We start from the raw sequence: 25,034 nt of genomic DNA on the forward strand, positions 1-25,034 counted from the left end.
CATTTACTCTACGCTTTTTTGAACGGGGATACGATCGCACCAACGCGGACGTGAATTACGCGTGTCCGATATCTCCGGAGAGCAACGCCGGATCGACGCCAAGTTTGGTGACGGCGGCCTGCCATTTCTGGTCTAACGCAGCCCCAAATACAATGTCCCTGTCAGAGGAAACAACAAGCCAACCATTTTGCTGAATTTCCTGTTCCAACTGCCCAGGGCCCCACCCCGCGTAGCCAAGCGCCAGAAAGCTGTTGTCCGGTCCGGTGCCTTTGGCAATGGATTTTAGCATATCAATGGTCGCGGTGAGGGCCATGTCCTCACCGATAACCAATGTCGTTTCATGAAGCAAATCTGTTGAATGAACGACAAACCCGCGTTCCGTATCAACGGGGCCGCCAAAATGAACTTTGATTTGGCTGGCGTCGCCAACTTCCGGAATATCGAGCTGTTCCAGCAGCTCCGCGAAAGAAAGGGCATCCAGGGTCTTGTTTAGGAGAATGCCCATGGCGCCTGATTCCGAATGCGCACAGAGCAGAATGACCGCTCGCTCGAAGCGAGGATCAGACATGGTTGGCATGGCAACCAACAATTTTCCATCCAAATATCCTGTTTCTATGGATTCTTCTGTCATACTCTAAATATACACCCGCTTTACAGGAATTCCCACAAGTTGAACTATTGTTGATGAGATTGTGACACATAATCTCTTAATATTGCTTTATATAGAATGAAAATGTCTTTTTTTTAGCGGCGAGCATAAATTGATGAAATCAGCGATACTTTTTCAAAGTCCTTTATATCTGTTGGCTTTTTTTGCTTTTGCCACACACACGGCACGGGCGGGATCAGCCACTGACTGGGAAGAGACAGAACAGTCGAAGATCCGATTGATTTCTGAAGTAGACGGGGTCAAAGGCCATGAATCCATTCGTATCGGGTTGCAGGTTCAGTTACAGAAGGGCTGGAAAATCTATTGGCGCAGCCCAGGGGACGCCGGGATCCCGCCTCAATTTGATTGGTCTGGATCGATGAATTTTAAGCAAAGCACCATCCATTGGCCGGCGCCGGAACAGTTTGACGTTTTTGGCCTGACGACCTGGGGTTATCATGATGAAGTCGTGTATCCGATTACAGTAGATATCGAAGATTCGTCCCAGCCCCTCGACTTGAAGCTTAAACTTTTCTATGGCATTTGCGAGCAAGTTTGTATTCCCTATCAACATGAATTTTCTCTGAGCCTGCCGGCGGATACTGGTGAACTTTCGTTGCAAGCACCGATTATTGAAGAATTTGTCGATCTTATCCCCCATACAGTTGGAGATGATCTTTCAACCATCTCACTGGTTACCGCCAAGTTGACCGGAGAAACGCAATTTTCCGTAACTGCTGTGGCCAATGGCACTTTCAAGGATCCGAAAATAGCGCTGGAAGGAAAAGAAGGTGTTTTTTTCGCTGTCCTTTCCAGCCGTATTTCCTCGGATGGGCGCTCCGCGATTTTTGACGTTGAGGCGGATTTTCCGACGAAAAAAGACCACCTGAAAGGTCAAACGGTCACGGTAACAGTGTTTGATCAGGATTTTGCCAGTGAAGGTATGTTGGCTATAAATTAGAGAAGTGGCTGATATTGAATTGAAGGCTTTTTATTTCTGCCCACATGATTATGTTATAGGCACTTAATTTTTCTAATCTTGAAAACCAATCATAGGAATGTAGATATGACGATACAAGTTGGCGATAAACTTCCAAATGTCGATTTGATGATGATGACCGAAACAGGACCGACTAAAATGTCCGTAGCTGATTTATTCGGTGGAAAGAAAGTGGCATTGTTTGCGGTTCCTGGTGCCTATACACCAACTTGTTCCGCCAAACATCTTCCCGGATTTGTCGATAATGCGTCGAACCTGTCCGGCAAGGGTGTTGATGAGATCGTTTGCCTTTCTGTTAATGATCCTTTTGTTATGGGTGCATGGGGTAAAGATCATAATGCGGGAAGTGTCAAGATGGTTGCTGATCCCGATGCCGCCTTTACGAAAGCAATGAATGTCGAGTTTGACGCCTCTGGTGCTGGCCTTGGAATTCGGTCGCGCCGTTACTCCATGGTTGTCGATGACGGCACTGTAACGCAGCTCAATCTGGAAGAAACTGGTGGATTTGAAGTTTCTGATGCAGAAACTTTGCTCGGTCAGCTTTAAAAGACACTTTCAAAGGGGGAAGGGTATAACTTTCCCCTTTTTTATTTAACGGAGCAGAATATGAAATACTTCATTTGTTTGTTCTTCCTCATGATGCCTCTCGGCTCTATCAGTTACGCCCAACCGAATGATTTCCACGAAGGCGTCCGTATCTTGGATAGCGGGGATTCTATCGGGGCTCTCACTCATTTCAAGCGATGCGCTAACGAAGGGGAAACCCGTTGTCAGGTTGCCTATGCCAGTTTTCTTGAACGTGGCGAAGGGGTGGCGCAGAATTATTCAAAGGCGTTCGAATTTTACCAAAAAGCCGCGAAAAGCGGAGATGCTACAGCCCAGCTTAACCTGGGTACTTTCTACGAATATGGCCATGGCGTAGATACTGATTTAAAGGAAGCAGTAATATGGTATAGCCTTGCCGCACGTCAGGGGCGCGAATGGGCTCTTGTCCGTAAAGAGAGCCTTATTACGCAACTTGGGTCTGAGGATCTGCAGTTCATAGATAAACGGCTTGCGGGTTATAAGTAACCTCTGCTGCCCGAGGGCTTGAACTTTTCCATCCCTGTGTTCGCGAGCTGATCCGCCTTCTCGTTTCCGGGGTTACCCGCATGACCTTTGACCCATTTCCAGACAATTTCATGGCGGCCAATGGCGTCATCCAGCAGGAGCCAGAGATCCTTGTTCTTGACAGGTTTCTTAGCCGCCGTTTTCCAGCCGTTGCGTTTCCAATTGGTCATCCATTTCGTGATTCCATCCTTCACATACGTACTATCCGTATGGAGTTCGACATTTGAGCTATTCTTAAGTGAATTTAACGCCTGAATGGCGGCCATAAGCTCCATTCGGTTATTGGTGGTTTCTGTTTCACCGCCGCATAATTCTTTGGATCTGTCCTTGTGGGTTAAAAGGGCCCCCCAGCCACCGGGCCCCGGATTTCCTGAGCACGCGCCATCGGTGTAAATTATAACAGCATCGTTACTCATAATAATTCCTTTGGAAATAGCGACTTGAAGAAGGATGGAAGATTTTGTCTGAATGCCCGTGTCGGCTAATAGCATGCCTTTTCCGGCGCGGCAATTCTTGAACTATATATATATGTTTAACTGAAAATTAGTTCCTTTCGTCAATAGTGGCCTGACAAGTGCGACACATAATAATTTCTAATCGATTTGTGAGGTTTGAGTAAAACGGATGCAAAAGAAAAAATTCTCTGCAGAAATAAAACAATTTTCCAACGGAAACCAACCAATCCCAACTGTTTCTGAAGGAGGGCTGAGCGCGCATCATTACGAAGAAATTATGGCGGAAATCAAGGCGTTTCGAAAACAGCTCGGTGCAGAAGAAGAGTATGTTGAGGAGGCTCCGGCGGAAGATGGCTCTATGGAAATAGGTGAATTTGTTAATTTACGACAGGAGCTACAACAGCTGTCCGAAGTAATTTTGGAGACGAAGCGAGAAATTGCCTCCCTTCAATCCTCAGCTTCCGGCCAGAAGTTGAATGCGATGTCTGATCAATTGGGCGCCGTTGTAATTGATACGGAAACTGCAACAAATTCTATCCTTGAGGCGGTTGAAACCATTGAGAATAAAAACGAAAGCCTGGAGGTGAACGCGAGTACACCGGAAGAAGCGGAAATCGTTGAAGGCATTAATGGCGCAATTTTGAAAATATACGAAGCCTGTAGTTTCCAGGACATCACAGGACAGCGTATTTCTAAAGTTGTTGGTACTCTGGCCTTTGTTGAAGAACGGGTCGGCGCCATGATCGGCATTCTTGGCGGGGAAGGCGAACTGGAAGAAGTTGACATCGTCAAGCAGGCAGTGCAACTCGATGATGATATAGAACTTAATGGTCCACGGCCCGAGGGGCACGAGATTTCGCAAGATGAAATCGATTCACTTTTTGACTGAGTCTTGTCACCTGGAAAATTACTAATCCAAACCGTAGGCTGAAACCGTCTTTACCAGTCTGTGAAACTGAGATTTCTTCAAATATTCAAAAGGATCTTTTGGTTTCACCAACGCGCCATCCACTTGGTTCAGCCAATCATATAAACGTGTCAGGAAAAAACGGATCGAGGCACCGCGGCATAGAAGCGGTAGGTAACTTAGTTCTTCTTTGGAGAACGGGCGGATAGATCGATAGCCATTGAGCAGTTTACGGGCCTTAGTAATATTGAAACTGCCGTCAGTTTCAAAACACCAGGCGTTCAGGCAGATGGCAAGATCGAAAGCGAAAAAATCATTACAGGCGAAGTAGTAGTCAATGACACCGCTGACATTGTCATTGAGAAAGAAGATATTGTCAGGAAACAAATCAGCGTGAATAACGCCGCTCGGAAGATCTGACGGCCAATTTTCTTCAAGATATTGCAGTTCGCATTCTATTTCTAAAAGTAATTGTGGTGTTAGTTCAACCGGATTTTCGGATTGGCAGCCGTCAAATAACGGCCGCCAACTTTCTATCGAAAGCGTATTTTTACGTGAAAGCTTAAAATCACTACCAGCTGTATGCAATTGCGCTAAGGCAGAGCCTAACAGTCCGCAATGTTGTGGGGAGGCTCGCTTGACGGAACGACCATCAAGAAATTCAATGATTGCGGCAGGTCGGTCCGCGGCCTCTTGTAGGAATTCTCCATTTTTCGCCTGGATGGGCTTTGGGGACATAAAACCACTTGAGGCCAAATGTTGCATAAGACCAAGAAAAAACGGTAGATCTTCCTTATGAACCCGCTTTTCATATAAAGTCAGGATATAGAAGCCTTTTTCCGTATGCAGCAGGTAATTCGAGTTTTCCACGCCTTCAGCAATTCCCTTGCAAGACAAAGCTTGACCAATATCATATTGATCGAGCAAACCGTCCAAATCTTCATCGGAAATTTCAGTATAGACCGCCATTTAGTTCTCCAGAACGCGTGGCATTTTAAAAACGACTTGTTCTTTTTGCGTCACTATTTCTTCCACCTGAATGGTGTATCGCTCAGCGAAAGCGGCGACGACTTCTTCAACAAGCGTTTCCGGTGCGGACGCGCCTGCGGTAATTCCAACGGTTTCACAGTCCACCAGTTTGTTCCAAGGAATATCGGTCGCTCTTTGGACAAGAGCAACTGTCGAACAGCCAGATTTTTGGCCGACTTCAACAAGCCGCATGGAATTTGAAGAATTCGGTGCACCGATAACGAGCAAGCCATCACATTTTTGGGCAAGCACTTTTACTGCCGCTTGTCTGTTTGTCGTCGCGTAACAGATATCTTCTTTTTTAGGGCTCTGAATTTCCGGAAATCGGGCTTTCAATATATCGACAATATCTTTGGTTTCATCTACGGAAAGCGTCGTTTGTGTCAGATATGCCAACCCTTTATCTTTTTGCCTTGGCGTGAAAGCCGCAGCTTCTTCAGCGGTTTCTACCAGGGTAATTTTGCCTTCTTTCAATTGGCCCATTGTGCCGATGACTTCTGGATGGCCGCGATGACCAATCAATATTACTTCTAGATTATCTTTTTCATGACGTTCTGCCTCACGGTGGACTTTGCTCACTAACGGGCACGTCGCATCGATATAGAACATTTGGCGGCCTTCAGCCTCTTGCGGGACAGATTTTGCGACACCATGTGCAGAAAAAATGACCGGGACGTCTTTGGGAACATCTGAGAGTTCATCTACAAAAACAGCCCCTTTGTGCTCCAAGCTCTCGACGACGAAACGATTATGAACAATTTCATGCCGTACATAAACAGGCGCGCCGTATTTTTCCAAAGCACGCTCGACAATCTGAATGGCACGATCGACCCCCGCGCAAAAGCCCCTTGGGGCAGCGAGTAGTAAAGTTCGTTTAGCTCGTTCCATAAGGTGCTCTCTGCTTTTACTACTTGGTTCAAAAGGTGTCGGAGCTGATCAAGTAGACAATTACTTAAATACCGTCGCTTGCTAAATACAACGGTACATCTTAGATTTGCCGGAGTATTACAATAGTTTAAGGCAGAATGCCAGTTTGGGACGAGGAATTTTATTATGACCGAGCCGAAGATAGCGCAAAAGGCCCCTTTTAAAGTTGATGTGGAAGAGGGAAAAAAGTACTTTTGGTGCTCATGCGGACTAAGTACCAAGCAACCATTTTGCGATGGATCCCACAGCACGACTGATTTTAAGCCTTTTCCCTTTTCATCTGACACGGCAAAAACCATATATTTTTGCGGCTGTAAAAAGAGTGGATCAAATCCGCTTTGCGATGGTACCCACAACAAAATTTAGTGAAGATCTTTCTTGGTGACATATTTTTTCATGCTCAAAATTTTCCGAAAATGTCGATGGCTAATTATTTCAGTCATGTCTCTTTCTATAATTTCATGCAGCGGGTCGGTTGAGACCAGTGTCTTTGATGTTTTCGGCAAGTCGAAACCTCCTTTACCGTGCCCCCGATTGGAGGTCTTGCCTGGTACAGATAGCATAACGATTTTCCGAGAAGGTGAGGGGCGCGACCTGGTAGATGTTCGTTTTGAAGGCGTTTTAGCGCCGGTGAGCGGTCTTTGTCAGTATGTAGATGATGAAACCGCTGTTGTCGTGGAGCTCATCCTGCGGATAGGCGCAATCAAGGGGCCCGCAGCGGAAAGCCAGATCGAAGAGTTTCCGTTCTTTATCGCAATTGCAGAAAAAACAGGAGAAATCATTGCAAAGGAAATTTTCTACAGTCCTATTGAGATAGCAGAAGGTAAGCGACGGGGCGCGGTCCAGGAAGAAATGGAGCAACGGATTCCGCTTACGGGAATTAAAACGGGCGGTGATTATGTTATTATCCTGGGGTTCCAGCTTACGGAAGAGCAACTGAAGTTGAAGCAGAGGTCGTCAGTCAACTGACTTTCTCCGGAAAGATATAACGCCACCGGTTATTTAAAGGCGAATTTCAAGGTAGTTGACTCTTAGTATTCGATCTCTATTATCCTTGATACATTCAGACGATCCCAGCGGGAGAGACAGTGCATAAACTGTCGCCGAAGGAGCAACCACCCCGGAAACTCTCAGGCAACCGGACCGCAGGGGGATGAAACTCTGGAAAGCAAATCGCGGTTGCGGTTTCACCGAAGGGGTAAGCGTAGGACGGCACTACAAATGTTAGTCGTCTTTCGTCAAATCTCTCAGGTTATAGGACAGAGGGGGCTGCTGCCAGCATAGGAAATGCCGGTGCGTAGCAACCCTTGACCTGAACTGAGATTGAATTATGAGTGATACTTCGGCGACTGAAAAAACAATCCTTTACGATTTACATGTGGAACTCGGCGCCAAAATGGTCCCGTTTGCTGGTTATGATATGCCGGTCCAATATCCTGACGGTATATTGAAAGAACATCTTGCGACTCGAGAATCTGCGGGCCTGTTTGATGTCTCTCATATGGGGCAAGTGGTCATTACGGGCGAAAATCCAGCTGCCGCACTCGAAGCCTTGATTCCTGGAGATATTCAGGCATTAGGGGCCGGCGATATGCGCTATAGCTTCTTGACGAATGAAGAAGGCGGCATACTTGATGACCTCATCGTCACTCGGCGAGAGCATGATCTTTTCGTTGTGGTAAATGCGGCCTGTAAAGAGCAAGACATCAAGTTGTTAACAGACGGTCTCGCCGGGAAAGCCACCGTGACGGAACTGAAAGATCGAGCGCTCATTGCTCTTCAAGGACCCAAAGCCGCAGAAATATTATCCAGTATGGCGCCAGAAGTCGCCTCTATGTCCTTTATGAGCTATCAAGAAATTAACATTGACGGTGTTCCATGTTTCGTGACGCGCTCGGGATACACGGGGGAGGACGGTTATGAAATTTCCATTCCCAATGAGCAGGCTGTTCAATTGACACGTAAATTGCTGGACCATGATGGTGTATCTGCAGTGGGACTCGGAGCCCGGGATTCGTTGCGGCTCGAGGCCGGCCTTTGTCTATACGGACATGATTTGACCGAAAGCACGACGCCTATTTCCGCAGGACTGATCTGGGCTATTAGCAAACGTCGGCGGCTGGAAGGTGGCTTTCCGGGTGCGGCTGTCATGCAAGCGGAAATCGCCAACAAACCGGAAATGAAACGTGTTGGCCTCGTTCCCGAAGGTCGAGCTCCGGCACGAGAGCATACTGAAATAGCTGACTTGGACGGCAATATTATTGGCGAAGTAACATCGGGTGGATTTTCTCCGTCGTTGCAGATGCCGATAGCTATGGGGTATGTCCCGCTTGGTTTTGCCGCCATTGGTACAGAAATTAACCTGATTGTCCGCGGCAAAGCACGACTTGCAAAAGTCGTCAAAATGCCATTTATCGAACAACGATATTACAGAGATTAACTAGCACTGGAGTAATGGAATTATGGCACTTAAATATACTGAAGATCACGAATGGATTTTACTAGAGGGCAAAGTGGCGACGATTGGCGTCAGCGACTATGCACAGGAGCAGTTGGGCGATGTCGTCTTTGTTGAAGTCCCGGAAGTCGGGAGTGATTTAAGCAAGGGAGACGAATTAGCTGTCGTTGAAAGTGTGAAAGCTGCGTCGGAAGTATACTCACCCGTGAGCGGTACTGTTGTCGCCGTCAATAGCGAATTGGAGGATGCGCCAACACTTGTCAACGAGGATCCAAATGGCGGCGGATGGTTCGCAAAAATCGAGGTTTCTGATCCGACGGAAATTGACGGACTGATGGATGAAAACGCCTATAAAACATATATTGAAGGACTCGATTGATGAGGTATATGCCGCATACCGCTGAAGAACGGGTAAAAATGCTGGGAGAAATTGGCGTTGGTTCTGTAGATGATCTCTTCGTTGATATACCTGCGGAAGCGCGTTTAAATGGACTGCTGGATTTACCATTACATGCCAGTGAAATGGATGTTGAGAAAAACTTCCGTACGCTTGCAGGTAAGAATCTATCGCCTTATTCAGCCCCGTGCTTTTTGGGTGCTGGCGCTTATCAACATCACGTCCCGTCCGTCGCGGATCACGTTATCCAGCGGTCTGAGTTTTTAACGGCTTATACACCTTATCAGCCGGAAATTAGTCAAGGAACGCTTCAGGCCTTGTTCGAATTCCAAACGCAGGTGGCTCTCATCACCGGAATGGAAGTGGCGAACGCGTCAATGTATGATGGTGCGACGTCTTGTGCTGAATCAGTCTTAATGGCCTGCCGCGTAACGCGGCGTAAAAAAGCGATTTTGTCAGGCAATTTGCACCCTCATTATCGTGATGTAACTCGAACAACCTTGCAGTTTACAGAATTTGAAGCGATGGAACTTTCGCCTGTTTTAGAAGGCCCCGAAGACTTCGAGGCTCATATTGGAAAAGACATTGCTTGTGTTGTCGTGCAGAACCCGGACTTTTTTGGCCGGGTGCAAGATTTAACGGCCCTAGCTGAGAAATGCCACGCCGCGGGCGCTCTGCTTGTCGTCGTCGTCAATGAAGTTGTCTCCTTGGGTGCTATGATGTCTCCTGGTGAAATGGGGGCTGATATTGTTGCAGGCGAGGGACAGTCAATCGGTGTTCCTCTGTCTTTTGGCGGACCTTATGTTGGTTTGCTGGCAACGCGTCAGAAATATGTCCGTCAAATGCCCGGCAGGTTATGCGGGGAAACTGTCGATCAGGATGGAAAGCGTGGATTTGTTCTGACGCTGTCCACTCGGGAGCAACATATCAGACGAGAAAAGGCGACAAGCAATATATGTACGAATGCAGGTTTGTGCTCCTTGGCATTTACTGTCCATATGAGCTTGCTGGGCGAAACCGGTTTTGCAAAACTGGCGGAGATTAATCATGGTGAAGCAGTGGCAGCCGCAGAATTGCTTGATGCGTTGGAGGGTGTGGAAGTTATTAATGATACCTTTTTCAACGAGTTTACACTCCGGTTGTCTGCCAATGCGAGCGATGTTGTCGAGAAACTGGCGGACAAAGGCATTTTGGGAGGCGTGCCGGTCGCAAGGCTTCTTCCCAATGCCGATGTCGATAATTTACTATTGGTCGCTGTCACGGAAACCTGCGCTGCCAGTGACATAGAAAAACTCATCTCTGCGTTGAAGGAGATTCTCTGATGCTGAACAATCAAGGCAGACCGACACGTCCGAATACTACTGAGCAGGATAATTCGGCAACGGATACTTTTACTGGTAACAAGGCATTAGATCTGGAAACACCACTAATCTTCGAACAAGGTGTTCCAGGGCGACTTGGCGTTGATATGGCTGAGCCAAAACAGGTGAAAAGCAGATTGGGAAATACTGCTCGAAACAAACCGATCGGACTTCCTGATTTATCGGAACCACAAGTACTTCGTCATTTCGTGAGGTTGAGTCGGCAGAATTACTCTATCGATTCTGGTTTCTATCCGCTTGGATCTTGTACAATGAAACATAACCCACGGATTAATGAAAAAGTGGCCCGGTTAGCCGGATTGGGTGATCTTCACCCGATGCAGCCGGTAAGTACTGTCCAAGGCGCGCTCGAACTGATTGATGATCTGGCCCATTGGCTGAAGACCATCACGGGAATGCCTGCCGTGGCCATGTCCCCGGCAGCGGGTGCCCATGGTGAGCTGTGTGGTGTTATGGCCATTCGGGCTGCCCACGAAGCGAAAGGAGAGGCCCGCAAGCGGATACTCGTTCCTGAATCGGCGCATGGTACGAACCCAGCGACCGCGGCGCTCTGCGGGTATAAAGTTGAGTCTGTGCCGGCGCGAGAAGATGGCCGGATGGACATGGAGGCGTTCGCCGAGAAGTTAGGACCGGACGTTGCTGGTGTTATGCTGACCAATCCAAATACTTGTGGGCTTTTCGAAACTGATGTGAAAAAGATCGCGGATATGGTGCATGAAGTCGGTGCCTACTTCTATTGTGATGGCGCGAACCTGAATGCCATTTTGGGGCGTGTACGTCCTGGTGATCTTGGCGTAGATGCAATGCATATAAACCTTCATAAAACCTTCTCAACGCCTCATGGCGGAGGCGGTCCGGGCTCCGGGCCGGTTGTTTTGTCAGAAGCTTTGGCGGCTTTTGCTCCAATACCGTTTGTGACACATGGAGAGAATGGATTTGATTTTGTTGAACATGTTGAAGGAGAAGCCTCAAAGAGTTTTGGCCGGATGAAAACATACCATGGGCAAATGGGAATGTTTATTCGGGCCTTGGCTTATATGCAAAGCCATGGTGCAGATGGATTGCGCCAGATAGCCGAAGATGCTGTCCTCAATGCCAACTATATTCGTGTTGGTTTGAATGACATGCTGCATTCTCCGTTTGATGGTATCTGTATGCATGAAGCTTTGTTCGACGACAGCAGTTTAAAAGATACTGGCGTGACAACTCTCGATTTGGCAAAAGCGATGATCGACGAAGGGTATCATCCGATGACGATGTATTTCCCATTGGTTGTTCATGGCGCAATGTTGATTGAACCGACGGAAAGTGAATCTCGTGAGACTCTTGACCAGTTTATCGGGGCGATGCGTCATTTACTGAACAAGGCCCATAATGGAGAGGACGCGTATTTTGCGCAGGCGCCTCTTTTCGCACCCCGTCGTCGGCTCGATGAAACGGGTGCCGCACGTAACCCCATCCTACGTTGGATTCCAGAAGAAGATTCTCAAACTCTTTCTGCAGCCTCCTAACCTCCCTGGAAATGCTGCAAACTTAAGCCCCGCTAGTTTTAGCGGGGCTTTTTTACGCATAAAAAAAGCCTCGCAAGAGCGAGGCCGTTAATATTCGAATTCGTTTCGATTAATTTAGCTGCGATCCCAAATCTTTTATGGACTGGTCAACTAACGCATCGGATTTTTGATCCTTGAGACCATCTTGCATAAGCTTGGATGCAGCCGCGATGGCAACATCAACGGCTATGCTCTGGACCTCAGATACAGCTTTTTCTTCAGCTTGACGAATTTTAGATTCAGCTAATTCCTGACGGCGTTTCAGAGAAACTTCGAGCTCAGCGATGCTTTCTTTCTTGAGAATTTCCGCATCTTCTTTCGCCCGTGCGACGATTTCATCCGCCGTAGTAAGGGCCTCACGCTGCCGGCGTTGGAAATCGGCGAACAAAGCCTGGGCGTCTTCACGGAGTTTCCGTGCTTCGTCAAGGTCCGCTTTGATTTTGACAGCTCTCTCATCTAATTGCTTGGTCACCATAGCAGGGACCTTGAGGTATGTGATAAGAGCAATGAAACCAAGGAAGGCAATGGCCACCCAAAAGGCGGGATCTTGGAACATTATGCGGTTCCCTTCATGCTAGACGCGACGGCGGCATTTGCATCTGCATCAGATACATCGATCGAGACGAGTTTTGAAACAGCAATTTTTGCAGTCTCGGAAGCAATATCCCGAACATGGCTAAGTGCGGCGTCTTTTGCGGCATTGATACCGGCTTCTGCCTCTTTCGCCTTGACGGCAAGTTTTGCATCAAGTTCGGCTTTGCTGGCATCCTGTTCTTTGGCCATGGTGGCTTTCAGTTCAGCAACGATGCCGTGTGCTTTGCTTCGTGCATCGGCAAGAGCGGCTTCGTATTCCGCTTTTGCACTATCTGCATCGTCGCTTAGCTTTCTCGCTTCCTCCAAGTCAGTGGCAATGCGATTTTGACGGTTTTCCAATACATCAGAAATGCGTGGAATAGCCACTCTTGCCATCAAGAAATACAAGACGACGAAAGTAATCGCGAGCCAAATAAGCTGGGGCGGAAAATCTGCTATTGTAAGTTGCGGCATAACCGGTCCTCAAATCCAGGGGTTCAGATATCGATCGACGAAAAAGTGTCGATTAACCGAACAGGATCAAGAAGGCGATAACCAACGCAAACAGTGCAACAGCTTCTGTCAATGCGAAGCCGAGCAAAACGTTACCAAATACTTTTGGTGCAGCAGCTGGATTGCGCAATGAGCCGGAGACATATGAGCCAAAGATATTACCAATTCCAACACCCACACCTGCGAGGGCGATAGTAGCAAGGCCGGCACCGATCATTTTTGCGGCTTCTAATTCCATGATATTCTTCCTTCTAAAACAAGAACAACTTTAACGTTGAAAATAAACAATTACTCAGTGATGCAAATGAAGCGCATCATTAAGATACAGACATGACAAGATGGCAAACACATACGCCTGCAAGAAGGCGACAAGGAATTCCAGGCCTGTCAGAACCACTATAAACCCGAGCGGCAACCACCCGAGGTAGATACCCAGTCCAACTACAAATCCGCCAAACACTTTCAGAAGCGTATGACCGGCAAGCATATTTGCAAAAAGCCGGACAGAAAGACTGATGGGGCGAACAAAATAGGAGATTACTTCAATCGGGACCAAGATAATCAGCAATACAAACGGGACGCCGCTGGGAACAAAGAATGTCAGAAATTTGAACCCATGTTTCAATATTCCAATGATTGTAACGCCGACAAACACCACAGCAGCAAGGGCAAATGTCACAATGATCTGACTGGTAACCGTAAAGGTGTACGGGATCATACCCAGCAGATTACAGAACAGCACGAACATGAAGAGCGTGAAAATAAAGGGGAAGTATTTCCGCCCTTCAGAACCCACATTGTCTTTGATCATGTTGGCAATAAATTCATAGCTGAGCTCTGCCATCGATTGCATTCTGGTGGGTACCATTGACCGACCGCGCATGCTTAAAGTCAGAAACAACGTAATCGCCGCGATGGCAACAACCATGAAAAGTGAGGCGTTCGTGAAAGAAACGTCGAGGCCGCCGATTTCCATCGGAACCAACCGTTTAATCTCGAACTGGGCGAGGGGGCTATGATCTGCCGACACTTTGCTGTTCCCGCTTTTACTGTTTCAAAACTATCAAGATCTTACCAAAACCGGCAGTATCCTATTCATCAAAGTTACCGGCGTTCATTTGCTTCGCTACTTTTATCGTGTTGTATAACCCAACACCAGCACCAAGTATCAAAAACGCCAACAACAACCAAGGCTTTGTGTCCAACCATTTGTCGAGCAACCAGCCAAACCAGCCACATAACGCCATCGCCGCAACAATTTCTACTGACAATCGCCACGCCCGGCCATGCGCACTGGATCGCTCAACTTCTAAATCCGCATTTTCCCAAGAAGATTCTTCTTGTTGTTTTTGCGCTTTCGCAAGCCGAGCCTTAAATTCTTCTTTTGAAGGAGGTGTCGCTTTGGTCAATTCCGTCTCCTTTTGGATAGGTCTTTACCCACGATCTCCCCCTACAGAAAGCGCGGGAAACATACGGTCTGACCTAACCAGTGTCAAGACCTTACAGGCCGCTTTTTCAACATTGTATTTATTGTTTGTTTATGGGCCACAGAATAGGCAAGTATTAAGCTAAGCAGCACTCTCTGTTATCTCTTTCGCTTTCTCTAAATCTACGGAAAGAAGTTGAGAAATGCCCCGTTCTGCCATGGTTACACCAAAAAGCCGATCCATGCGGGCCATGGTTATGGGGTGATGGGTAACCACAAGGAAGCGGGTATCGGAATTCTTGGCAATGCCCTCCAGCAAATGGCAGAGGCGCTCGACATTAACGTCATCGAGCGGGGCGTCCACCTCATCGAGCACACAAATGGGTGCAGGATTCGTCAAAAACACCGCGAAAAGCAATGCAACCGCTGTCAACGCTTGCTCACCGCCGGATAGCAAAGACATTAATTGGAGCTTCTTGCCGGGCGGGCTTGCCATGATTTCCAGTCCGGCAGCCAGGGGGTCGTCGGATTCAGTCAATGTCAAATGAGCTTCGCCGCCACCGAACACTTGCTTGAAAAGATGCCGGAAATGCTCATCAACTTTTGTAAAAGCTTCCAAGAGCCGTTGCCGTCCTTCTTTATTGAGGCTGGCAATGCCTTGACGCAGTCTGGCAATAGCAGCTTCCAGATCTTCTCGTTCCTTGATCAGTGTCGTCAGCTGCTCCTCTACTTCATCTGCCTCGATTTCCGCCCGCAAATTGACGGGGCCCATGCCATCGCGCTCCTTTTTCAACCGTTCAAGCTTGCGTTCACTGATCTCAACGGGCGGGATTTCCTCATTGTGTTGGATATCTCCGGCTTCGCGAATTCCGTCGGGTGCGCAGTCAAGCTTCTCGCGGATCTGTTCTGACAGTCCAGCGAGGATTTGCGCAGAATGTTCCATATCAGACTGATGGCGGACACGTTCTTCACGGCAAGCTGCGAGCGCTTCCTGGCATTTGCGTAGGGCTATGTCGCAATCGGCCAATATTGACTCAGCTTCCGCCAGCCTGTCGGAGGTGCTGGTACGAGCCCCTTCGGCTCGTGCGACCTCATCCATCAGATTATTTCGTGTCGCCGCAATCTCGTCGGGTTTGTCTTGAATTTCCTGGAGTTCCTGATGGGTATCCTTAAATCGCATTTCGAGCTGGACAAAATGAGCGGCCATATTGTTATTGCGATCTATCCATCCGGCGATTTCGCGATCGATTGTATTTAGGCGGTCTCTCCGTGCCGCCGCTTCCCGTTGCTTTTGATCTGATTCGCTTCTTTGGGTCGCCAATTCTTCTCGGGCGTTTAGCAGGGTGGCGCGAATCTCATCGACAGTGGCGCGGCTGTCTTGAGTGTCTGGCAATTTTTGCAGAAGGCTCTTGTGCTCCGTGAGTGCCTTTTTAACACTGTCAGTTTCAAGACGAAGGTCATTTTCACTTTCGCCCAAGGAAGCCAGACGAGATTGCTTCGCTGCTGCGACGCGGATTTCCTCAGCGTGAAGTGCTCGCATCTTGGACAAGCTTTGTTCTTGCTCTCTTTGTTGCGCCCGTAGCTGTTTTTCCGCTGTTGTCGCCGCTGAAAGATTGGTCGCAGCCGCCTCGAGTTTAACGAGGGTTTCTGCCACTGCTTTTTGCTTGAGAGAAAGTTCAGCCTGAATTTCTTCAAGCCGATTGCGCTGCTCCAGCCGTGCAGCCGCGGCAGTCTTGGCGCCAGCTCGCCGGATAAAGCCATCCCAGCGCCACAGATCTCCGTCCTTGGAAACCAGTCGTTGACCGGCTTTAAGCGAAGACTGAAGTTTCTGCGCCTGTTCTGCTGTTACCAGGCCGATTTGCGATAACCGGGGACCCAGAGCTGATGGACCAGTTACATATTTATCTAATGTCTTGACCTCGGCAGCAAAAGTCTGCTCAGGCGTAATGGCATTCTCACTCCAGAAGGCGGACGCCGCATCATCCAGAGGTGCTTCCAATTCGTCGCCTAAAGCTGCCCCAAGCGCATTCTCATACCCTTTGCTAACGGACATGCCTTCAATTATGCCGGGCCACTCACCGTTCTCGGTATTTGCCAGCAAATTTTTAAGCGCTTGTTCTTCCGCTTCCAGCCGAGTGGCTTCATTCTCTGCTTGTTTATGGAAATCCCGTTGCTGCCGCTCCGATTGATCGGCAATTTGCCGCCCGGCTTCGGCCTCATCAAATTCCTTGGTCAGTTGCTCCAGCGCTGCGATACCTTCATTCAAGGCATGATTTGATTGCGGTCCGTCGCCAATTGCACTCAATGCGGTTTCCAGAACAAGTTTTTCTTTTTCGAATTCCGCGAGGCGCATCGTTAGGCGGTCGAGTTGTGCTGCTGCCGCATTACTTTGCTGGGTTAGGCTATTTCTCTCTGCGGTTTCGATCGCTGCGGCTTCTGTCTTTTTATCAAATTCTGACTGGAGTTTTTGAACATTACCTTGAAGCCTATTTACTTCCTCCTGCAACTTCTCAATAGAGGGCGTATCATTCTCGCTTTCGATAGTGAGGACCGCTTTTTCTTCTTCCAGATTGGTGACGGCTTCTGCAGCATCTTTTTCCAGGTTTTTTTCCCGGATCATATCGCTGGAAATTTGCGTCTTGCGATCTTCCAGTTGCTTCCTGGTTTGTTTCGCCCGCTCTTCTTCTGCATCAAGGTTCTCTCGTGCAAGGGTCAACCGGTGAACCGCTGCCGCTGCCGCACTTTCCGCATCGCGGAGTGGTTTCAAGGCTTCATTTGCCTTCAGTGTTGCGGTTTCAGCAATGGCAGACTGACGCGTCAATTCATTGACGGCTGCAAGGGCTTCATTAAATTTTGATTTGGCGTCTGCTGCTCTCTCGGTTGCTTGGCTATATTTCCGATAGAGAAGCATGGCTTCAGCTTTACGAATATGGCCGGAGATATTCCGATACCGGTTTGCTTGCCGCGCTTGCCTCTTGAGGCTATTGAGCTGGCCTTCCAGCTGCTCCGCTACATCATCCACCCGTTCCAGGTTTGTTTCGGCCGACCGTAATCTGAGTTCTGCCTCGTGGCGGCGTGAATGAAGACCTGAGATTCCGGCAGCTTCCTCGAGAAGATGCCGACGATCTTTTGGTTTCGCATTGATAAGGGCGCCAACGCGCCCCTGACTGACGATGGCTGTGGAATGTGCGCCAGTCGCCAAATCTGCAAACAGGAGTTGGACATCGCGCGCCCGCGCAATTTTCCCGTTGATCCGGTAATCCGACCCGCTTTCGCGCCGAATACGCCGCGTTATGTCAAGCTCCGCAGAATCGTTATAGCTTGCGGGGGCCTTGCGTTCGTTATTGTCGAGGCCGAGTGTGACTTCGGCAGCGTTGCGGGCTGGACGAGAGGTCGTCCCGGCGAAGATGACGTCGTCCATCGCGCCGCCCCGCATATTCCGGGCTGACGTTTCCCCCATAACCCATGTCAGGGCCTCAACAAGGTTGGATTTTCCGCAGCCATTCGGGCCGACAATTCCGGTGAGACCGTCCTTGATTAGGAGCTCTGTAGGTTCCACAAATGATTTAAAACCAGACAGTCGTAATTGTGTAAACTTCACAGCTGCTCCATAATCATTACATCACATTTTAGATTTTAGAAATTCATCCAGCGCGGTGAAGGATCGATCATCCTCGTATATTTCGCCTTCGATGAATAACGTTGGTGTCGAATTAACGCCGTAATCAGTTGAGCCGACCAAGCGTTGCGTCAGAATTGATTCGCCTAATTTCTCGTCGGCGAGACAGGCTTCGAATTTCTTTTGGCTAATGCCAGATTGCTTGCCTATTTTAATGAGTGCTTCGGTAATATTTTCCGCGCGGGTCCATTCAGCCTGTCGCTTAAACAGAATATCTGTAATTGCAAAAAACTTCTCTGGCCCTCCACATTCGGCCATTACAGCTGCCTGGAAGGCATAGCGGTCAAAAGGGAAATGGCGAAAAGCAAGGGCTGCTTTGCCTGTGTCAAAATAGTTTTCCTTCAACCCCGGAAAGGCGGTTTCATGAAAATGTGCACAATGGGGGCAGGTCATGGACGCGTATTCGATTATGACAATGGGGGCATTACGATCGCCCAAAACATGATCAGTTTCCAACAGGGCAGGCTCGGCCGCTTGAGCGGTAGAGGCTGAGAAGAGGCCAGTCGTTGCCGCCGCTACGATGGGGAGGGCGCTGCCAGCAGCTACAAAATGTCGACGTGTCAGGTTCAATTTACGGTCATCCATACTATATGTGGTGCTATTATATCTTCTCATTGGTAATTCCTCAAACGATTCATTTGCTGTTTTTGCTAGATAATGATTATTTTTGTATTTTGTAGGCGCTTAGGGCCAGATTCCAACCTTTTACGTCTTAAGACTGGTCACGGTTGCGTGAACCAAGCATGCTGACGGCCAAGGCCTCCAGCCGTTCTTTTAGCTCAGAATCCGCGACATTGCTGGTAGTATCCGTAATCCATTGCTGTTGCTTTTCCGTTAATGGGATTGGTGGCAACTTCTTCGGAACAATTGTTCTGAGAATGGGGGCCTGGATTAATTTCAGCTTCAAAACGGCTCGATAACCGAAGAAACTATTTATTCTTTCAAGAATCAACGGTTCAAAATGCGTAAATTCCGGAGCCCAGCCAGAAGCAACCCGAACCCGCAATGTTGCATCCTTATTCGTTTTGCCTGAATAATTGAGCTTTTCCGGACTGGAGTGGTTTGCGAGACTAGGGCCGACAATGGTTGCCCAATTTGACAGGATGTCGGCTTGCGCGAAGCCACGTTTTACAAGAGCCGCCCGGGCGGACTTTCCAACGAAGCTTCCGATCGCACGTGGACCTGCGGTTTTTCGTACCTTTCGCAATCTAGCTCTCTTCCCTCTATTGATTGTCCGTCAAATCTCGGCCATATACCTAAACTTACTATGATCAATCAAAAGCAACCACAACTTAGTTTTTCAGACCAGGTGCTTTCTTGGTACGATATACATGCCCGGACACTGCCCTGGCGGAGCACCCCGGGCGTTCGCGCCGAGCCGTATCACGTATGGCTGAGCGAAATAATGTTACAGCAAACAACCGTTGCCACAGTCGGCCCGTATTTCGAAAAATTTCTGGATGCCTGGCCGACAGTAGGGCATATGGCGGCCGCCCCGCTCGATGGTATTCTGACTGCCTGGGCCGGACTGGGTTATTATGCGCGTGCGCGCAACCTGCATAAATGCGCAATTGCAGTACAGGAGAATTTCGCCGGCATTTTTCCGCGCTCAAGAGCAGAGTTGCTTGGCCTTCCAGGCATCGGGCCCTATACGGCGGCGGCTATATCTTCCATTGCCTTTGATATACCGGAGGCGGTCGTTGACGGAAATATCGAGCGCATATTGGCGCGTGTCTATCGCATTGAGGAGCCGTTACCCGGCGCAAAGAAAGTCTTAACCCAAAAGGCTGATAAATTAACTCCGGCCCGGCGTGCAGGGGATTATGCGCAAGCGCTGATGGATATCGGGGCCATGATTTGTACGCCGCGCCGTCCGAAATGCGACGTCTGTCCCATATCCAGTTTTTGTGCTTCTTATGGCAAATTGGACATTGAGCAATTTCCAGTCAAGGCGCCGAAAAAAGTAAAGCCGACACGGCGGGCATTTATTCTCTGGTTTGAATCGGAAGACGGCAATGTCTTGCTCAGACGGCGCGGTGAAAAAGGCCTTTTGGGCGGTATGATGGAATTTCCGTCAACCCACTGGCAAACGGAAGAAGTGACGGCGGACGCCGCTTTGGCCCGGTTCTCTGACTACGTGTCTCCAAAATCATCTTTCTTTGAGAAAGATTTGGTTCGGCACACTTTTACGCATTTCCATCTTCATCTCAGGCCCTTGCGGCTGCCCGTATCAAAAGAGATGTTTGCAACCATGCCAGACACAATTTGGGTAAAACCGGAAGAGTTTTCGAACTATGCGTTACCCACATTGATGATCAAGGTGGCGAATTCCGTGCAACAGGACCAGAAAACTTTATTATAAACGCCTAAAGGCCGGGGCTCTGAAATTCGTCTTTAGACACCTGACCATCGCCGTCTTCGTCAAGCGTATTAAAGCGGCTCATGCCCATTTGATCTGATTCATCCATGGAGATATTGGTATCTCCATCCAGATCCATTTCGCGATATTCATCAGGCACAGGAACATCTGAATTTTCAACCGCTGTACTCGGACGTAACCGGTTGGCCTGAACATATTCTTCAAAATTGACTGTATTGTCTTGATTAAGGTCATACTCTTTGAACAGGTTACGCCTGTAATTGATGGCCTCTTCCTGGGAAATGAGTTGATTGCCGTCACGATCAATACCGAGAAACTGTGATTCGTCGGAAGCTTCGGACATGTTCGTTGACAGGAGCGCAATGACTGCTCCGACGATAACTGCACAAATCAATTTGATCATGATTTTCTCCCGACCAGCTTGTATTTTAGTTCATTTCCGCCCGGACTTGTTGACGAAGGACGTCTATGGAAACAGATTTTCCTTCAGCGTCAAAATGCCAGAATGTCCAACCATTGCAGGTGCTCGCCCCCTGAAGCTGCGCGCCCACCTTATGAATTGAGCCCGTTACGTCTGAGGCAACTAAACTGCCATCCGGCCTGACTTTTGCCTTGTATCGTTTGCGCGAGTCAAAAAGCACCTGACCGGCAGATAATAAGCCTCTTTCAACGACAGAGCCAAAAGGAATTCTTGGTTCTTGGCGTTTGCTTCTTGTCGCTTCCAAATCCGCCGGTGACAAAGCTTGTGCTTTTTTGATGCGGCTTTTCGCAACAGCAATATATTTGTCTTCGCGTTCCATGCCGATATAGTGCCGTCCCAATTTCTTGGCCACTGCACCGGTTGTTCCGGTTCCGAAGAACGGATCCAGGATGATATCGCCCGGGTTTGATGCGGCTGTCAGGACCCGGTAGAGCAATGCTTCCGGTTTCTGCGTTGTGTGGGCTTTTTCACCGTCGATTTTGAGCCTTTCACCGCCGCTACAAATGGGCAGGTGCCAGTCAGAACGCATCTGAATATCGTCATTCATGACTTTCAAAGCGTCATAATTAAAGGTCATATTGCGGGATGTCTGGCTTTTCGAACACCAGATGAGAGTCTCATGTGCATTGGTAAATCGGGTGCCGCGGAAATTCGGCATGGGATTGGTCTTGCGCCAGATAACATCATTCAGCATCCAGTACCCGAGATCCTGTAACGTTGCCCCAACCCGGAAAATGTTATGGTATGATCCAATGACCCAAAGGGTGCCGCTATCTTTCAAAACCCGGCGCGCCGCCTTTAGCCAATCATGTGTAAAATCGTCATAGGCTTTGAAGTTATCGAACTGATCCCAGTGATCGGTCACGGCATCCACATGGCTGTCATCAGGCCGGCGAAGCTCTCCGGACAATTGCATATTATATGGCGGGTCGGCGAAAATCATATCAACAGATTTTTCGGGCAACGCGTTCATTAACTCAATGCAATCCCCTTTGAGGATTTTATTCAGCGGCAGCTTTTTTGTGTCAGTCATAAGAACCATTCAAATCATTTATGTTGTGACAATACTGATTTGACCGATTCGCCGCGTCAATACATTTGTTGAATCAGTATCTTATGGAATAGTTCTAAAGTTTCACTTAACGGGATTGAAGAAGAGCGCGGATCGGCGCAAAGCTTCGCCTATGTAGTGGTGTCACGCCGAATTCACGCAATCCCTTGCGATGTTCAGCTGTCCCGTAACCGGCATTCCGCTCCCATCCATAGTGCGGATAGTCTTCAGCCAAGGCGCACATTTTCCGATCTCGTGTTACTTTTGCCACAATAGAAGCGGCCGCAATTGACAATGAAATCGTATCTCCTTTGATAATTGTTCGGCTCTTGATACCGAAATTCGGATCCTTATTGCCATCCACGAGAACGAAATCAGGTTTGGTTTTTAAGTCTGCAACGGCACGCCTCATCGCCAGCAAACTAGCTTGCAGAATATTTATTTCGTCAATTTCCTCGACAGTAGATTCGCCGAACCCGACGAGAGCTGTATCCATGATTTCAGTAAAAAGTCTTTCGCGGATTGCCTTGGACAGTTTCTTGCTGTCGTGGATACCGATCGGAACATGGTCATTATTCAAGATGACTGCGGCGGCAACTACCGGACCGGCAAAGGGGCCGCGACCCACCTCATCGACGCCCGCTACTATTCCAGCTTCTGCTTGCTCAAGAGAAAGATCGGGGAAAGTCATTACATGCCATTTATTTATGAAAGACGGCTAAAGCATAAAGAATTTTCATGTTTTCACAAATATCGATCTGCAGACCTGGTCGGTTAAAAGAGAGACATTTGTTTTGTTGCGGGCATCGGCCGTTTGAACAGGTCAGTCGCCAGATCGTATTTCTGCCTGCTAAAGCCAAGATGACGGCAAGCAAGGTTGAAGCGATGATTGATCAGCGCCGCATAAGGCCCTTTTCCGATCATGCGGGTTCCAAATTCCGCATCATAGTCTTTGCCGCCGCGGGTTGACCGCACAAGCTTCATCACACGGGAGGCCCGGTCCGGATAATTCTCCTGCAGCCATTGCTGGAACAGGGCAGAAACTTCATACGGAAGTCGTAAAAGCAAATATATGGCACTGGTCGCGCCTCTTTGATGCGCTTCTTCCATAATATGTTCCAGTTCCGGATCATTGAGACCGGGAATAATGGGGGCAATCTGGACCAGGGTTGGAATGCCTGCCCGCGCCAATTCCTGTATCGCCGACAATCTTTTGCCCGGCGCACTTGCTCTGGGTTCCATGGTTCGGGCCAAACGACGGTCAAGCGTTGTGACGGATATGCCCACAGAAACCAAATTTCCCTGGGCGAGGGGGGCGAGAAGATCAATATCCCGCAGCACAAGGTCAGATTTTGTCGTGATAGTAAAAGGGTGTCTGGCGTCGGATAGCACCTGGATAATCTCTCGGGTAATCCCGTAGTCCCTCTCAATTGGTTGATACGGATCCGTATTGGTTCCAAGGGCAATGGGACGGCATTTATAGGACGGTTTGGAAATTTCCTTCGCCAGTAATTCAGCCGCATTCGGTTTAGCGAATAATCGGCTTTCAAAATCCAGTCCAGGAGACAAGTTCATATAGGAATGGGTCGGGCGCGCAAAACAATAGATGCACCCATGTTCACACCCCCTGTAGGCATTGATGGATCTGTCAAAAGGCAAATCTGGCGAGCTATTGCGGCTGATAATCGATTTCGGGGTTTCGATGGTTACTGTTGTTTTGAGTGGCTGTCCCGTAATTTCCGGATCCGTCCATCCATCATAGATAGCCTCGCGTTGCGTTGTTTCAAAGCGCCCATCCGGGTTCGCTGTCGATCCGCGTCCTCGCCTCAGATTTTTTACGAATGGAATGACCTGATCATTATACATGAAGACATTTTATCACGATATAAGAACAAAACAAGAACAAATATCTTCGACGGAATAGTATGCCTGATATCGTTTCATAAGTTAGTAACAAGTGTTGAAGGGATGCCGACATGAGAAAAATAGCGATCTATTTGGTTGTCACTATACTTTGCGGTGGGCTAGCTACGCCAGCAGTTATGGCGCATGGGAAATCACATGGGGACCAAAATACCAACTATAAGGAGAGAAAATCTTCGAGCTCTAAAGCAAAAATTTCCTGGAAACAGGGCAATGCCCATACCCACAACAAGAAATTAAAAACCCATCAGCCGATATATAAATCTCCTGGGAAAAAAAGATATTATGCGCCGCGCCATCCGGTTTATTATGGCCATCATAAAACCCCTTATTACAAGAAGCATTTTTATAAACCGAAATATGTATATGTGAAGCCATACTACGCTCCCCGGTATCGCGGCTATTACCCCTATAGAGGATTTTACTGGCCCTTCGCCCAAGTCCGGTTTGTCATCAATCTTACAAATCGACAAATGGAACGACACCATCAAGCCGTCTATTCAGCCTTGGATGCCCCCGTTGGCGAGGTTGTAAGTTGGTATGACAATGGCCGTCATGGAACCATCGTCGTGACGAAAGAGGGGGTAGATTCCAGCGGTCATCTTTGTAAAGAATACAGACAGACCATCAGTTATCGTGGACGGGTCAATACACAGACAGGTGTTTCCTGCCTGACGCCGGAAGGGTACTGGATAACAGCATAGTTATTTTATGTGTGTAGCGTGCAACGGCGGCGATCTGATTTAGACGCCGTCGTTTCTTCGTTTTACCGTTCAGCAAGCTTCGACAGTCGTCTCATGCTCGCCACTTCGAGCAAATCAAAGGATTTATCATCCAGTTGGTTGAACGCAAATGCGACTTGGTTTCTACCGAGTAAAATCCGGGTGACAGTTGCTGTGGCTTTAACATCCGCAGAAGTATCCGGTGCATACGCCATGCAATTGATGGTCACCAGCTCACCGACGGGTGGGCGCCCTCTATAATCATCAATTCGAAAACCACCCAAACTCCAGTCGTAAGTATCGAAATCCTGATCACCAATTTTCAAATGAAGCTTTGGAATTTCATACCGATGGTCTTTGCGACTATGGGGGCGGTATTTAGCGGTCGTGAAAAAATTCGTCATATAGCTGCTTTATCTAAA

At 48.4% G+C, this 25,034-nt stretch carries 29 protein-coding genes and 2 riboswitches; of the genes, 12 read left to right on the top strand and 17 right to left on the bottom strand.

Translation table 11 applies throughout. From position 1 onward, the window contains the following. Window positions 1–55 precede the first annotated feature (55 nt). Window positions 56–631: a YqgE/AlgH family protein gene (locus V7723_RS05410; RefSeq protein ID WP_335683419.1), complete on the bottom strand. Its 576-nt coding sequence runs from the start codon at window positions 629–631 to the stop codon at window positions 56–58. 133 nt (window positions 632–764) lie between these two features. Here V7723_RS05410 and V7723_RS05415 point away from each other — a divergent pair, with 133 nt between their 5' ends. The 3 genes from V7723_RS05415 to V7723_RS05425 all read left to right on the top strand — a co-directional run bounded on the left by V7723_RS05415 (window position 765) and on the right by V7723_RS05425 (window position 2,720). After that, the gene (locus tag V7723_RS05415; RefSeq protein WP_335683420.1) at window positions 765–1,610 is read left to right on the top strand and encodes a protein-disulfide reductase DsbD domain-containing protein; all 846 of its coding nucleotides are present in this window, start codon (window positions 765–767) and stop codon (window positions 1,608–1,610) included. 105 nt (window positions 1,611–1,715) lie between these two features. Then, on the top strand, window positions 1,716–2,195 hold the full coding sequence (locus tag V7723_RS05420; RefSeq protein WP_335683421.1) for a peroxiredoxin: 480 nt from the start codon (window positions 1,716–1,718) through the stop codon (window positions 2,193–2,195). Between the two features lie 60 nt (window positions 2,196–2,255). Then, on the top strand, window positions 2,256–2,720 hold the full coding sequence (locus V7723_RS05425; protein WP_335683422.1) for a tetratricopeptide repeat protein: 465 nt from the start codon (window positions 2,256–2,258) through the stop codon (window positions 2,718–2,720). Here V7723_RS05425 and rnhA read toward each other — a convergent pair. After that, complete coding sequence (gene rnhA / locus V7723_RS05430) at window positions 2,711–3,175, bottom strand: ribonuclease HI (RefSeq protein ID WP_443024193.1); 465 nt, start codon at window positions 3,173–3,175, stop codon at window positions 2,711–2,713. The two genes, V7723_RS05425 and rnhA, sit on opposite strands and share 10 nt — an antisense overlap. Window positions 3,176–3,383: 208 nt before the next feature. On the opposite strand from rnhA, the gene V7723_RS05435 reads away from it, so the two are divergent. Beyond that, complete coding sequence (locus V7723_RS05435; RefSeq protein WP_335683424.1) at window positions 3,384–4,103, top strand: hypothetical protein; 720 nt, start codon at window positions 3,384–3,386, stop codon at window positions 4,101–4,103. A gap of 21 nt (window positions 4,104–4,124) precedes the next feature. On the opposite strand, the gene thrB is transcribed toward V7723_RS05435, so the two are convergent. Next, window positions 4,125–5,090, bottom strand: coding sequence for a homoserine kinase (thrB, locus tag V7723_RS05440; RefSeq protein WP_335683425.1), 966 nt, complete (start codon window positions 5,088–5,090; stop codon window positions 4,125–4,127). Further along, window positions 5,091–6,038, bottom strand: coding sequence for a 4-hydroxy-3-methylbut-2-enyl diphosphate reductase (gene ispH / locus V7723_RS05445; RefSeq protein ID WP_335683426.1), 948 nt, complete (start codon window positions 6,036–6,038; stop codon window positions 5,091–5,093). A gap of 165 nt (window positions 6,039–6,203) precedes the next feature. Between ispH and V7723_RS19755 the strand changes: the two genes are divergently transcribed. From V7723_RS19755 to gcvPB, 6 genes are all read left to right on the top strand, one after another. Continuing rightward, window positions 6,204–6,443 (top strand): CDGSH iron-sulfur domain-containing protein, encoded by a 240-nt coding sequence (locus tag V7723_RS19755; protein WP_443024192.1) that lies wholly within the window; start codon window positions 6,204–6,206, stop codon window positions 6,441–6,443. Between the two features lie 177 nt (window positions 6,444–6,620). After that, complete coding sequence (locus tag V7723_RS05450; RefSeq protein WP_335683427.1) at window positions 6,621–7,046, top strand: hypothetical protein; 426 nt, start codon at window positions 6,621–6,623, stop codon at window positions 7,044–7,046. Window positions 7,047–7,144: 98 nt separating this feature from the next. Then, window positions 7,145–7,233, top strand: a riboswitch (glycine riboswitch). Window positions 7,234–7,236: 3 nt separating this feature from the next. Next, window positions 7,237–7,342: riboswitch (glycine riboswitch) on the top strand. 65 nt (window positions 7,343–7,407) lie between these two features. Then, window positions 7,408–8,517: a glycine cleavage system aminomethyltransferase GcvT gene (gene gcvT, locus V7723_RS05455; protein ID WP_335683428.1), complete on the top strand. Its 1,110-nt coding sequence runs from the start codon at window positions 7,408–7,410 to the stop codon at window positions 8,515–8,517. Window positions 8,518–8,539: 22 nt separating this feature from the next. Beyond that, window positions 8,540–8,914, top strand: coding sequence for a glycine cleavage system protein GcvH (gene gcvH, locus V7723_RS05460; RefSeq protein ID WP_335683429.1), 375 nt, complete (start codon window positions 8,540–8,542; stop codon window positions 8,912–8,914). Continuing rightward, window positions 8,914–10,254 carry an aminomethyl-transferring glycine dehydrogenase subunit GcvPA gene (gene gcvPA, locus V7723_RS05465; protein WP_335683430.1) on the top strand — a complete coding sequence of 447 codons (1,341 nt, stop codon included), beginning with the start codon at window positions 8,914–8,916 and terminating at the stop codon, window positions 10,252–10,254. The genes gcvH and gcvPA overlap by 1 nt, the downstream gene beginning before the upstream one ends. Next, on the top strand, window positions 10,251–11,825 hold the full coding sequence (gene gcvPB / locus V7723_RS05470; RefSeq protein ID WP_443024194.1) for an aminomethyl-transferring glycine dehydrogenase subunit GcvPB: 1,575 nt from the start codon (window positions 10,251–10,253) through the stop codon (window positions 11,823–11,825). Before gcvPA ends, gcvPB begins: the two co-directional genes overlap by 4 nt. 109 nt (window positions 11,826–11,934) lie before the next feature. Here the strand turns inward: gcvPB and V7723_RS05475 are convergent, their stop codons facing one another. From V7723_RS05475 to V7723_RS05510, 8 genes are all read right to left on the bottom strand, one after another. Continuing rightward, window positions 11,935–12,420: a F0F1 ATP synthase subunit B family protein gene (locus V7723_RS05475; RefSeq protein ID WP_335683432.1), complete on the bottom strand. Its 486-nt coding sequence runs from the start codon at window positions 12,418–12,420 to the stop codon at window positions 11,935–11,937. Continuing rightward, window positions 12,420–12,911, bottom strand: a complete 492-nt coding sequence (locus V7723_RS05480; RefSeq protein WP_335683433.1) for a F0F1 ATP synthase subunit B family protein — start codon at window positions 12,909–12,911, stop codon at window positions 12,420–12,422. Before V7723_RS05480 ends, V7723_RS05475 begins: the two co-directional genes overlap by 1 nt. A gap of 52 nt (window positions 12,912–12,963) precedes the next feature. Next, window positions 12,964–13,188, bottom strand: a complete 225-nt coding sequence (locus tag V7723_RS05485; RefSeq protein WP_161313699.1) for a F0F1 ATP synthase subunit C — start codon at window positions 13,186–13,188, stop codon at window positions 12,964–12,966. Between the two features lie 54 nt (window positions 13,189–13,242). Further along, entirely contained in the window at window positions 13,243–13,980 is a 738-nt protein-coding gene (locus V7723_RS05490) for a F0F1 ATP synthase subunit A (protein WP_335683434.1), read from the bottom strand. A gap of 61 nt (window positions 13,981–14,041) precedes the next feature. Next, on the bottom strand, window positions 14,042–14,359 hold the full coding sequence (locus V7723_RS05495) for an AtpZ/AtpI family protein (protein WP_335683435.1): 318 nt from the start codon (window positions 14,357–14,359) through the stop codon (window positions 14,042–14,044). Between the two features lie 159 nt (window positions 14,360–14,518). Beyond that, window positions 14,519–17,977, bottom strand: a complete 3,459-nt coding sequence (smc, locus tag V7723_RS05500) for a chromosome segregation protein SMC (RefSeq protein ID WP_335683436.1) — start codon at window positions 17,975–17,977, stop codon at window positions 14,519–14,521. Window positions 17,978–17,998: 21 nt separating this feature from the next. Continuing rightward, window positions 17,999–18,670 carry a DsbA family protein gene (locus V7723_RS05505; protein ID WP_335683437.1) on the bottom strand — a complete coding sequence of 224 codons (672 nt, stop codon included), beginning with the start codon at window positions 18,668–18,670 and terminating at the stop codon, window positions 17,999–18,001. 97 nt (window positions 18,671–18,767) lie between these two features. Continuing rightward, window positions 18,768–19,262 (bottom strand): DUF721 domain-containing protein, encoded by a 495-nt coding sequence (locus tag V7723_RS05510; RefSeq protein WP_335683438.1) that lies wholly within the window; start codon window positions 19,260–19,262, stop codon window positions 18,768–18,770. Between the two features lie 60 nt (window positions 19,263–19,322). Between V7723_RS05510 and mutY the strand changes: the two genes are divergently transcribed. Next, a complete protein-coding gene (mutY, locus tag V7723_RS05515) occupies window positions 19,323–20,417 on the top strand; it encodes an A/G-specific adenine glycosylase (protein ID WP_335683439.1) in 1,095 nt (364 codons plus the stop codon). 4 nt (window positions 20,418–20,421) lie between these two features. On the opposite strand, the gene V7723_RS05520 is transcribed toward mutY, so the two are convergent. The 4 genes from V7723_RS05520 to V7723_RS05535 form a co-directional block, all read right to left on the bottom strand. Then, window positions 20,422–20,838: an EF-hand domain-containing protein gene (locus V7723_RS05520; RefSeq protein ID WP_335683440.1), complete on the bottom strand. Its 417-nt coding sequence runs from the start codon at window positions 20,836–20,838 to the stop codon at window positions 20,422–20,424. A gap of 25 nt (window positions 20,839–20,863) precedes the next feature. Continuing rightward, complete coding sequence (locus V7723_RS05525; protein ID WP_335683441.1) at window positions 20,864–21,949, bottom strand: site-specific DNA-methyltransferase; 1,086 nt, start codon at window positions 21,947–21,949, stop codon at window positions 20,864–20,866. A 106-nt stretch (window positions 21,950–22,055) separates the two neighbouring features. Further along, window positions 22,056–22,658: a ribonuclease HII gene (locus V7723_RS05530; protein WP_335683442.1), complete on the bottom strand. Its 603-nt coding sequence runs from the start codon at window positions 22,656–22,658 to the stop codon at window positions 22,056–22,058. 83 nt (window positions 22,659–22,741) lie between these two features. Beyond that, window positions 22,742–23,833, bottom strand: a complete 1,092-nt coding sequence (locus V7723_RS05535; RefSeq protein WP_335683443.1) for a PA0069 family radical SAM protein — start codon at window positions 23,831–23,833, stop codon at window positions 22,742–22,744. Between the two features lie 110 nt (window positions 23,834–23,943). Here V7723_RS05535 and V7723_RS05540 point away from each other — a divergent pair, with 110 nt between their 5' ends. Further along, a complete protein-coding gene (locus V7723_RS05540; protein WP_335683444.1) occupies window positions 23,944–24,594 on the top strand; it encodes a hypothetical protein in 651 nt (216 codons plus the stop codon). Between the two features lie 62 nt (window positions 24,595–24,656). Here V7723_RS05540 and V7723_RS05545 read toward each other — a convergent pair whose 3' ends face one another. After that, window positions 24,657–25,016, bottom strand: coding sequence for a PilZ domain-containing protein (locus V7723_RS05545; protein WP_335683445.1), 360 nt, complete (start codon window positions 25,014–25,016; stop codon window positions 24,657–24,659). Window positions 25,017–25,034: the final 18 nt, after the last annotated feature.

This window comes from Sneathiella sp. (assembly GCF_036960985.1).
Taxonomy (GTDB): domain Bacteria; phylum Pseudomonadota; class Alphaproteobacteria; order Sneathiellales; family Sneathiellaceae; genus Sneathiella.